Raw genomic sequence first — 10,191 nt, forward strand, 5'->3', positions numbered from 1 at the left:
TGCCGTCCGTCCAAGGAGAGCACTGTGTCAGGAACACACCCGTGGTTCGGAGTCGGCACCCCGCCGGCCGGCCGGTCGGTGAGCGCATCGAAGGTCAAGCGGATCCTGCGACACGAGCTCCGAGACTGCGGCACCCGTCTCCAGTCGGAGGTGCTCGCCCTCCAACCGCTGGTTGCCGCCCGCGAGGCCTACGACGAGCTCTTCAGCGCGGCCCGCGCCTTGCTGAGCCTGCTCGAGCGCGCGGTGCGCGAAGCCGCATCCCACCGCGCGGGACGTCTCAAAGCCCTTGACGCCGACCAGGAGCCGTATCCCTTTTTCGTGGCCGACGAGGACTTCGAGATCCGCTACGCCGCCGCGATGGCCCGTCCCGACGTGGTGATCGGGGCCGATGGCCCGAAGTTCATCGAGTTCAACGTCAGCGGCACCTTCGGCGGCCCCGCGGAGATCCATCTGTTCACCGAGGCCTGGACCCGGATATACGGCGGCCCCGACGCCGCCCCCTTCGAGGGGCACGAGCCGTTCGCGGCCCGCGCCGCCCTCTACCGCGAAGTGTGCGCCGAACTGGGCCTGCCGCCTGCCGTCGCTCTGCTCGGCAGCCGCCTGGACCGGCCCGACGCCGAGAGTGCCCGCTACTACGAACTCGAAGCCGACTACTACCGTCGGCACGGACTCGCCTCGGAGTTCCTGGAGCCCGCCGACCTCACGGCCGGGAGCGGAGACGAGCTCCGGTATCGCCTCCTGCACCGCTACTTCGCGGTGGAGGACTGGCGGGACCTGGGGATCGGCCTGGAGCCCGTGCACCGCGCCGTCGCACAGGGCGCGCTGCTGTTCCCCCCGCAGAGCAGCTATCTGATCGCGAACAAGAAGACACTTGCCTGGATCTCCGAGGGGCAGCCCTGGATGACCGACGAGGACCGGGACCTGGTCGCCCGCTACCTCCCGTGGACCCGGCTCGTCCACCCCCGGAAGGTCGAATGGAACCGCGGGCACCACGACCTCGCCGCGCTGCTCCTCGAGCACCGGCACGACTTCGTGCTGAAGAAGGCGATCGGAATGATGGGCCTTCAGGTGACCCTGGGCCCGTACGCCACCGACCAGGAGTGGGGCACGGCGGTGGCCGCCGCCCTCGCCGACGGCGACTCCATCGTCCAGGAGTATGTGGAGCCGGGGCGCTACCAGATGGAGATGTCGCGCGAGGCCGGTCCTCAGTCGCAGTACGTGGACATCGCCCCGGTGCTGAGCCCGGTGCTCTTCGGGGAGGCGCCCGCGGGCTGCTGGGCCCGCTATCACGGCACGGGCCAAGCCGGGATCATCGGTGCCAGCGGCTTCGGGGCGACCGAGAACGTCCTGCTCGCCGCTCGGGACCTACCGCCTCGCACCGCACGGGAATGAGGCGAGGCTCCTGGGAGACGTGCGGCAGTGTCCGCCTGCTACGGTGCGCCGATGTCAGCGATCAAGCAGTTCCAAGTCACCTTTGACTGCGCGGAACCTGAGCGTCTCGCTCGTTTCTGGTGCGAAGTGTTGGGGTACGTCGTACCGCCTCCGCCGGAGGGGTTTGCCACCTGGGACGATTTCAAGCGTGCGCAGCCACCCGAGCGGCGGGATTCATGGTTCGCCTGTACAGATCCCTCAGGTGTGGGCCCGCGACTGTACTTCCAGCGCGTTCCCGAGGGGAAGGCCGTCAAGAACCGGGTGCACCTCGATGTGCGGGTCGGCACCGGTCTCGTGGGTGAGGAGCGTCTCGCCGCGCTTGAGGCCGAATGCGCGCGGCTGGTTCCTCTCGGTGCGGTACACGTGCAAACGCTGTATGACGGCAATGACGCGTGCATCCCGATGCTGGACATCGAGGGCAACGAGTTCTGTATCGACTGAGCGTTCTCCGAGCTGGGGTGGTGGGGAGGTGGGGGCCGCCTCACTTGGGCCTCTCCGGTCCCGTATGGGTCGGGAGTAACCCTGTGAGGGCGAGGTTGTGCAGCCGGGCGATGCCGAGCACGGCGGTGTGAACGCCGTCGCCTTTCAGGCGGCAGTCACGAAGGATCTTCCAGGCCTTCGTCCCGGCGAAGACGTGCTCGACGCGGGCGCGGACCTGCTTGTGGGACCGCTCGGCTTCGGTGTACCGCCACGCGGTCGCCGTCCACGACGATGTACCTCGATCGTGAAGGCCAGGTCGGCCAGGACGCCGCGCAAGTAGCCCGTGGTCCCCTTCCACCCGTCGGGGCCGGGGCCGGCGTGCAGCGGCTCGTAGAAGCGCCGTACCAGCGCCTCAGCTTCAGTTTTGTCAGCCACAGCAGTCTCGCCCGCCCATGAGTACGACATTCAAACTCACTCATCGGGTACGCTGGGTCGCGTGAGTCTGAAAAGCAAATCCATAGAGATCGGCGGCGGGCATGGCTGTCCGATAGCCGCCGCGCTGGACATCGTCGGCGACCGGTGGTCGCTGCTGGTGCTCCGTGACCTGTCTCGCGGGGTCAACCGCTTCAACGACATCCAGGCCAACACGGGTGCACCCCGGGACAGGCTCACCACCCGGCTGCGCGAGCTGGAAGAGGCCGGGGTCATCAGCCGCCGCCGTTACAGCGAGCACCCGCCGCGCGACGAGTACGTCCTCACCGCGGCCGGAGAGGCCATCGCGCCGGTGCTGCGTGAGCTGGAGATCTGGGGCGAGAACCACGCCTTCGGGGACGACTGATCATCGCGCGATGATCGGCGGTGTCTGGCGGCCCATGACCCGCGCGTTCTGTTGCACCGGGTTTGACGCACATCCGCCCTCTCCTGGTGGAAGGGTCCTCCCCCCTGCGGCCACCTGCGCGAAGTGACCCGTGACGATGTCCCGGCCCACCTCGGCACTCTCCACGGTCGGCGGCGCCGGCACGCGCTCACCGTGCTGCGGTCGCTGTTCGGCCGGGCGAAGAAGCAACGGCACCATTTTCAAGAACCCGACCAGCCGTATCCGCGTCGGCCGGCGCGAGCACGGCATCTTCCAGCCCCTGGAGCCCGAGCACATCGAGAACTCCGTTGCCGCGGTCACCAGACCGGCGGACAGCCTGGTCCTTGCCCTCGCCGCGGTCCACGCGGCCCGGTCCGGCCCGGTCCGGCGCGATCCGCCGCCTTCGACTCGACGACCTCGACATCGGCAACCGGAATCCGACAGTCGACGGCCGAGTCCGCCCCCTGGACGAGCTGACGCTGCAAGTCGCCCGCGAGTGGCTGGACTTCCGGCGCCGCCGTTGGCCCGACACCGCCAACCCGCAGCTGCTGATCAACAAGATCACCGCCCTGGGAACCGGCGCCATCAGCCAGGTCTCCCGCACCGCACCGCGCCGCTTCGCGGCCAGGCCGCCACCCTGGAACAGCTCCGCGTCGACCGACGGCTCCAAGAAGCCCTCGTCCATGGCCCCGATCCGCTCCACCTCGCCGAGGTCTTCGGCCTGGACGAGAAGACCGCGATCCGCTACGCGAACTCCGCACGGGCACTGCTGGAGCAGCCCGCCGAACAAACCTGTGAGAACTGACCGTGGCCTTCTGCCATTCTGCCTGCCATGTCCGCACGAAATCGAAGACTGCCCCGGCACCGCGCCTGGCCACTGACCACCACCGACATCGACGAGTGTCTCGGTCCTCACATGACCCACGTCACGGACCTGCGGTTCCTTACCGGGCATGACAGCGGGACCATCGTCCTGGGAGCAGCGTGGGTTGCTCCGAACCCCCGCAACTACGGCCGCGGCATCCACCCGGACGCGGTCGGCTTCCGTATAGACGTCCACCCGGTCGATGCCACTGAACGTGCTGCCGCCCGCGCTGTCCTACGAGCGTATGCCCTCCCGCAACTCCACGAATGGATCACGCAGGCGATCGCTGCCGACGAGACCTGGCAACTGACACCGCACCAGCACTACTGGCGGCTCACCAACGGCCACCTCACCCACCGCGACGAAGAGTGAACCGAGTCAGGACGACACGCACACCCCTGCATCAGCGAGGCCACACACACGGGTTCACAACGAACCCGAGAGGCCGCACCCGGGAACCAGGACGCCCGCCCCTCGGGTTCCCGCCGAGAAACCTTCAGTTCCCCTGAACCCACGAGCCTCAAGGGGTGTGACCGAGATACGCGCCAAAGGCGCAGCGGGGTCCGCCCTTCCTTCCGTACGCGACAGCCAGTAGGTGCGGATTTCAAACTCAGCTGTTAGGGTTCTCTGCACAGTGAGTGTGGAAATCAAACCCTTAAAGGAGGGCGCGTGACGAAAGCCGGCACCGGGCGCCATCCGGCCGTTCTTCTCGGTGTGCTTTGCGTGGCCATCTTCATGAGCGGTTTCGGTGTGTTCATCGTCAACGTCGGGCTCTCCCCGATCGGGGAGGCGCTCGGCGGGGGCTCCCTGGCCGATGTGAGCTGGATCCTCAACGCCTACGCCATCGTGTTCGCCGCGCTGCTCGTCCCGGCCGGACGACTCGGTGACCGGTACGGGGTCAAGACGACGTTCCTGCTCGGCCTGGCGCTCTTCGCTCTCGGCAGCCTGGGCTGCGCCCTGGCCGGGGACCTCTGGCCGCTCGTCGGGTCGCGTTGCGTCCAGGCGGTCGGCGCCGCAGCCTTCGTGCCGACGAGCCTGGGACTGGTGCTCACGGCCATCCCCGAGGCGCGGCGTGCGCGCTCGATCCAGCTCTGGGCGATCAGCGGGTCGCTCGGCGCGGCGGCGGGGCCGGCGCTCGGCGGGCTGCTGGTGGAGTTCTCCTGGCGGTGGATCTTCGTCACGAACGTTCCGATCGGCATCGCGGCGTTCGCCGTCGCGGGCCTGGTCGCGCCCAACTTCCGGCGCGGCGAGGAGACCGGCACCCCCGGCCTGCTCGGCGGAGCGCTGGTCGTGACCGGCGTAGGCGCTCTCACTCTCGCCGGGTCGAGGGGCCGGCGTGGGGGTGGGGGAGCGGCCGTACCGTCACCGCTTTTGCCGTGGCTGTCGTCTGCGTACCCCTCTTCCTCATACGCTCCGCCCGCGCGGGGGCGCCCGTCATCGACCTCGGCCTCTTCCGCAACCGGACCTTCACCTGGGGTAATCTCGCCAACCCGGCACTCGGCATCTGCTTCGGCATCCAGCTCCTCGGCCTGGTGCTGTGACTCCAGGAAGGCTGGAGATGGTCGGCGGTTTGTACGGGGCCGGCCGTCGCGGCCGGGCCCGTCATGGTCTCGGTCACGGCGATTCTCGGTGCCCTGCTCATGGGCGGCGGCGTGTTGATCGGTACGTCCCTGACCGTCCACCCGCAGTACGCCACGCGGGTCCTGCCCGGCTGGCTCGTCGCGGGCGTCGGTGTCGGTGTCGGCCTCGCCGTCCCCACCATCATCCCCGCCGCCGGTGCCGGGCTTGCGCCCGCGCAGGCCTCGACGGGGAGCGCGGTCGTGCGGATGGGCCGGCGGCTCGGCAACGTCGTCGGCGTCGCGATCCTCGTGATTGTCGTGGGGTCGTCGACCATCACCGCCGGCGACCTCGACCGGTTCACCCGCGGCTGGTGGTGGGCCGGGGCCTTGGCCCTTCTCTCGGTCCTGGCCTGCCTTCCCGTTCTGACGCGTGGTCAGGGCTCGCGGCCCGGGATCGAGGCCGGCGTGAAACCCCGTGCCGCCCGCACCACCGTCTGAACGCCACCGGTCCGCACGCCACCGGTCCGCACGCCCGAGGACCGGAAGCGCCCCCGTTTCCACCACCGGGCAAATCGGTATGAATCGATATGAAACGGCAGGAGAAAACATGTCATCAATATTTATCACCGGCGCCTCCAAGGGTATCGGCCGTGCGACGGCCGCGGAGTTCGCGCGGCGTGGGCATCGGGTGGTGGCCACCGCCCGTGATCCCCGTACGCTCGCCGGTCTCGACGTCGACCAGCGGTTGCCGCTCGACGTCACCGACGCCGAGAGTGTCGCCGAGGCCGTACGGAACGCCGGTGACGTCGACATCCTGATCTCCAACGCGGGGGCGATCTTCTTCGCCGCGGTCGAGGCCACGCCCGCGGACAGGCTGGCCGAGCTGTTCGACCTCAACACGCTGGGTTCGCTCCGGGTCGCCCAGGCCGTCCTCCCCGGCATGCGGGCCCGTGGGAGCGGCCGCCTGCTGTTCATGTCCAGCGTCGTCGGCCGCATGGTCGTGCCCCCGGGCGCCGCCTACCAGACGACCAAGTGGGCCCTGGAGGGGCTGGTCGAGGCCCTCGCCATCGAGGTGGCCCCGCTCGGGCTCGAAGCCGCCCTGCTGGAGCCGGGCACCGTCAGCTCGGGGGCGCTGGACAACGTACCCAGCTACACGCTCCCCGACGACCCGTACCGGGCGCTCGCCGCACCCGACCCCGGCAACGCCGCCATGGCCGGGACGATCACCCCGGAGGAGGCCGCCGTCGAGATCGCGGACGCCGCCGAGGCCCCGGAGCTGCCGCTGCGCATCCCCGTCGGCGACGCCGCCCGCGCGGTCCTCGCCGCGCGGCGCGACGCCCCCGACACCATCCCCTTCGTGCCCGGACAGCGGGCCGCGACAACTGGAGCAGACGCATGAGCGGGCTCATCATGGTCACCGGCGCCACCGGCGGCCTCGGAGGCGACGTCCTGGACTTCCTGCTGAAGCGGGTTCCCGCCGCACGGCTCGCGGCACTCGCCCGGAAGCCCGAGGCACTCTCCCATCTTGCCGAGCGCGGAGTGTCCGTACGGCAGGGCGACTACGAGGCCCCGGACACTCTCGTCGCGGCCTTTCAGGGGGTGGAGAAGCTTCTCCTCGTCTCGGCGAGGTCGTTCACCGACGCCAAGACCGCACACCGGAATGTGATCCGCGCCGCCAGGGAAGCCGGGGTGCGCCACATCCACTACACGGCCGTCCAGCGCCGTGCCGGGTCGACCTTCGTACTTCCGCAGGTCACCGAGTGGGACGCGTACACCGAGAACGAACTGTCGGCCTCCGGGCTCGACGTCACCGTACTGCGCAACTCGCAGTACCTGGACGCGTTCGACATGCTGATCGGGGAGATCGCAGCGGACCGCGTCGTCCGGGTACCCGTCGGCCGCACCCCGATCGCGCTCGCCACCCGCGGCGACATGGCCGAAGCGACCGCCGCCGTCCTCGCCTCCGACGGCCACGAGGGACGCGGCTACACCCTCACGGGCTCCGAGTCCTTCACCCTCGACGACTACACCCGGATCGTCGGGGAGATCACCGGCACGCCCGTGACCCACGAGCAGATCTCGGCCGAGGACTACATCGATCTCCTCCTGAAGGCGGGCACGCCGGGTCAATGGGCGCCGTTCATCGCCGCCTGGTTCCAGGCGATGGAAGCCGGTGAGTTCAGCCCCACCGACGACGTCGAGCGTCTGATCGGACGGCCCACGACGTCGCTTCGAACGGTGGTCGCACAGCGCCGCTCCGGCTAGGTCCTGTCCGGTCGATCTTCGTGGATCAGCCCGGGGCATCTGGCGCGATGCATCGCAAGGCGGAGGATCGCCCGTGTACTGGACGTACTCGGGCGACTCCGACAACGCGGCGAGGTGCCGTGCCAGGCGTTCCGGGCCCACGGAGACCGGCCGGACAGGGCCCTGCTAGGACCTGTTTGGGGTTCGGATCATGTGGTTGTGGTGAGGAGCTTCAGCCACATGATTGATCCGCGGAGGTGGAGTCCGGCTTCGTAGCTGTCGGGAGCTTCGTCGTAGCGTGTGGCCAGACCGCGCCAGGTCTTGGTCTTCTGGAAGCAGCGTTCGATGGTGTTGCGCTGTTTGTAGCGTTCGGTGTCATAGGTGGTGGGTCGGCCTCCGGCGGAGCCCTTCTTCTTCCGGTTGGCCCTTTGATCGATTTTGTCGGGGATGACTGCGCGGATGCCGCGCCGGCGTAAGTAGGTCCGGTTGGCTCTGGAGGAGTAGGCCCTGTCCGCGGCAACCGCGCCTGGCCGGGTTCGCGGGCGGCCGGCAGGCCCGGGGACGCGGATCTTGCCCGGCACGGTCCGGAACTGCGTGCAGTCCGCTGCCTGTCCGGGGGTGAGGACGAACGCCGGCGGCATCCCGGCAGCGTCGACCGCGGCATGGACCTTGCTGCTCGGTCCGCCCCGGGACCGTCCGAGCCCGGCGGCAGCCGCCCTGGCCCTGCGGCGCCGGCGCGTAGCGGCACGATCCTCTTGCGGGGCCTCACCTGAACTGCTCGGGCCCGCAGCGGCCGTGACCTGATCACCCGCAGCACCGGCGGCTGCCGGGGAAGCGGAGCCCCCTTTTCCTCGGTCAGTGCCTGCTCCAGCGCGTCCAGGGTCTCTCCCGCCACCGCGAGCCCCGCCGACTCCTGATGCGCCCGCACAATCGTGGAGTCCACGCTCACCAGCTCCAGGCCGGCCTGTCCACGGGCCGCCGCTTCGGCGATCAACGCGTCCATCAGGCCCTGGAACACACCCGCCCTGGCCCAGCCGTTGAACCGGGAGCAGACGGTGGACCAGGGCCCGTACCGTTCCGGCACGTCACGCCACCCACTGCCGGTGCGGAACCGCCACAGCACCCCGTTGAACTGGTCCCGCACCCGCCGCGGCAACGGCCCGGTCGCCGCCACCGGCAGATACGGCTCGATCAAAGCCCAATCGGCATCCGCCACATCAAAACGCGCCACGACCGAGTTCTACCAGCGACACCCAGCACCCCACCAAGCCTCGCAAAGATCCGAACCCCAAACAGAACCTATTGTGATGCGCCGGAAATTGCGGCTCTAAGTCTGTAGGTTGTTTTCATGGCGTCTCGGGGTCCTCGTGCTGTCGAAGTCGTGCTGTCCGTCGAGGAGCGTGCGGAGTTGTCACGCTGGGCGGACGGCGCGGTCCCGGCTTGCGTGGCAGAGCGGGCACGGATCATTCTGGCCTGTGCGGACGGCACGTCAAATACTGCTGTGGCAGCGGGCTTCGAGGTGAGTACGGAAACCGTGCGCAAGTGGCGCTCGCGGTTCGTGGCCCGGCGGATGGCGGGCCTGGTGGACGGGCCGCGGTCGGGTCGGCGCAAGCCGGAGCTGGCACTGTCCGAGGCTGAGCGTGCGGAGTTGACGCGCTGGGCGAGGCGGGCGAAGACCGCTCAGTTCCTCGCGTTGCGAGCCAAAATCGTGCTGCGGTGTGCGGACGGCGGGACGAACAAGGAGATCGCCACCGAACTCGGTGTCTCGCACGGAACGGTGAACCGCTGGCGGTCGAGGTTCATCAGCTTGCGGCTGGACGGACTGACCGATGAACCGCGTCCCGGCCGGCCGCCCTCGATCCTGCTCGACCAGGTCGAAGACGTGCTCACCGCGACCTTGGAGTCCACCCCGGGCAAAGACACCCACTGGTCACGGGCCTTGATGGCGAAGCACTCCGGGCTGTCGAAATCCACCATCGGCCGGATCTGGAAGAAGTTCGACCTCAAGCCCCACCTCCAGGACACGTTCAAGCTCTCCACCGACCCGCAGTTCGTCGCCAAGGTCGTCGACGTTGTCGGTCTCTACCACCACCCGCCCGAGAAGGCAGTGGTCCTGTGCGTGGACGAGAAGGCTCAAATCCAGGCACTCGACCGCTCCCAGCCCGTCCTGCCGATGATGCCGGGCATGCCCGAACGCCGCACCCACGACTACTACCGGCACGGCATCACCAGTCTGTTCGCCGCCTTCAACATCGCCGACGGCACTGTCATATCGGAGCTCCACCGACGCCACAGGGCCATCGAGTTCAAGAAGTTCCTCACCCGGATCGACAAGGCGGTCCCTGCCGGACTCGACGTCCACCTGGTCTGCGACAACTACGCCACCCACAACACCCCCGAGATCAAGACCTGGCTCGGCAAACACCCCCGCTTCCACATCCACTTCACCCCGACCGGCTCCTCCTGGATGAACCAGGTCGAGCGGTGGTTCGGCCTGCTGACCGACAAGCTCATCCGCCGCGGCGTCCACACCTCTGTGAACGCCCTCGAACAAGACATCAGAGCCTGGATCGACACCTGGAACGAAAACCCCCGGCCCTTCACGTGGACCAAGACCGCGGACGAGATCCTCAACTCGCTCGCCGACTACCTCACCAAAATCAACCCGCCAACCCCCGATACCTGACAGCAACTTAGAGCCGCTATTTCCGGCGCATCACACTAGTAGGGCTTGGTCAGGTTGGTATCGGTTCTGGCGTGTTGCGGTGGCAGGTGGGGCAGGCGCCGGTCCAGACCGCGAGGAGCAACTGCAGTTC

The 10,191-nt window shown here is 68.7% G+C and carries 10 protein-coding genes and 3 pseudogenes; 11 read left to right on the forward strand and 2 right to left on the reverse strand.

Translation table 11 applies throughout. From position 1 onward, the window contains the following. Positions 1-24 precede the first annotated feature (24 nt). Together ACWGDX_RS11745 and ACWGDX_RS11750 are read left to right on the forward strand one after the other, a co-directional pair. On the forward strand, positions 25-1,392 hold the full coding sequence (locus tag ACWGDX_RS11745; protein ID WP_453624583.1) for a hypothetical protein: 1,368 nt from the start codon (positions 25-27) through the stop codon (positions 1,390-1,392). Positions 1,393-1,443: 51 nt separating this feature from the next. Beyond that, entirely contained in the window at positions 1,444-1,872 is a 429-nt protein-coding gene (locus ACWGDX_RS11750) for a VOC family protein (RefSeq protein ID WP_453624584.1), read from the forward strand. 40 nt (positions 1,873-1,912) lie between these two features. Here the strand turns inward: ACWGDX_RS11750 and ACWGDX_RS11755 are convergent. Then, positions 1,913-2,110, reverse strand: a pseudogene (locus ACWGDX_RS11755) (hypothetical protein); the annotation flags it as partial. 237 nt (positions 2,111-2,347) lie between these two features. Here ACWGDX_RS11755 and ACWGDX_RS11760 point away from each other — a divergent pair. From ACWGDX_RS11760 to ACWGDX_RS11795, 8 genes and pseudogenes are all read left to right on the forward strand, one after another. Further along, positions 2,348-2,689 (forward strand): winged helix-turn-helix transcriptional regulator, encoded by a 342-nt coding sequence (locus ACWGDX_RS11760; RefSeq protein ID WP_453624586.1) that lies wholly within the window; start codon positions 2,348-2,350, stop codon positions 2,687-2,689. 538 nt (positions 2,690-3,227) lie between these two features. Further along, positions 3,228-3,512 (forward strand): hypothetical protein, encoded by a 285-nt coding sequence (locus ACWGDX_RS11765; protein ID WP_453624588.1) that lies wholly within the window; start codon positions 3,228-3,230, stop codon positions 3,510-3,512. Positions 3,513-3,539: 27 nt separating this feature from the next. Further along, a complete protein-coding gene (locus ACWGDX_RS11770) occupies positions 3,540-3,944 on the forward strand; it encodes a hypothetical protein (RefSeq protein WP_453624590.1) in 405 nt (134 codons plus the stop codon). A gap of 363 nt (positions 3,945-4,307) precedes the next feature. Then, positions 4,308-4,781, forward strand: a pseudogene (locus tag ACWGDX_RS11775) (MFS transporter); the annotation flags it as partial. A 167-nt stretch (positions 4,782-4,948) separates the two neighbouring features. Beyond that, a complete protein-coding gene (locus tag ACWGDX_RS11780; protein WP_453624603.1) occupies positions 4,949-5,113 on the forward strand; it encodes a hypothetical protein in 165 nt (54 codons plus the stop codon). 63 nt (positions 5,114-5,176) lie between these two features. Further along, on the forward strand, positions 5,177-5,629 hold the full coding sequence (locus ACWGDX_RS11785; RefSeq protein WP_453624605.1) for a hypothetical protein: 453 nt from the start codon (positions 5,177-5,179) through the stop codon (positions 5,627-5,629). 109 nt (positions 5,630-5,738) lie between these two features. Continuing rightward, positions 5,739-6,530 carry an SDR family oxidoreductase gene (locus ACWGDX_RS11790; RefSeq protein WP_453624592.1) on the forward strand — a complete coding sequence of 264 codons (792 nt, stop codon included), beginning with the start codon at positions 5,739-5,741 and terminating at the stop codon, positions 6,528-6,530. Then, positions 6,527-7,396, forward strand: a complete 870-nt coding sequence (locus tag ACWGDX_RS11795; protein ID WP_453624594.1) for an SDR family oxidoreductase — start codon at positions 6,527-6,529, stop codon at positions 7,394-7,396. The genes ACWGDX_RS11790 and ACWGDX_RS11795 overlap by 4 nt, the downstream gene beginning before the upstream one ends. 188 nt (positions 7,397-7,584) lie before the next feature. Here ACWGDX_RS11795 and ACWGDX_RS11800 read toward each other — a convergent pair. After that, positions 7,585-8,606 (reverse strand): annotated as a pseudogene (locus ACWGDX_RS11800) (IS5 family transposase). 117 nt (positions 8,607-8,723) lie between these two features. Between ACWGDX_RS11800 and ACWGDX_RS11805 the strand changes: the two are divergent. Beyond that, positions 8,724-10,061, forward strand: a complete 1,338-nt coding sequence (locus ACWGDX_RS11805; RefSeq protein ID WP_453624596.1) for an IS630 family transposase — start codon at positions 8,724-8,726, stop codon at positions 10,059-10,061. Positions 10,062-10,191: the final 130 nt, after the last annotated feature.

The sequence above is a fragment of the Streptomyces sp. NPDC055025 genome, assembly GCF_053608565.1.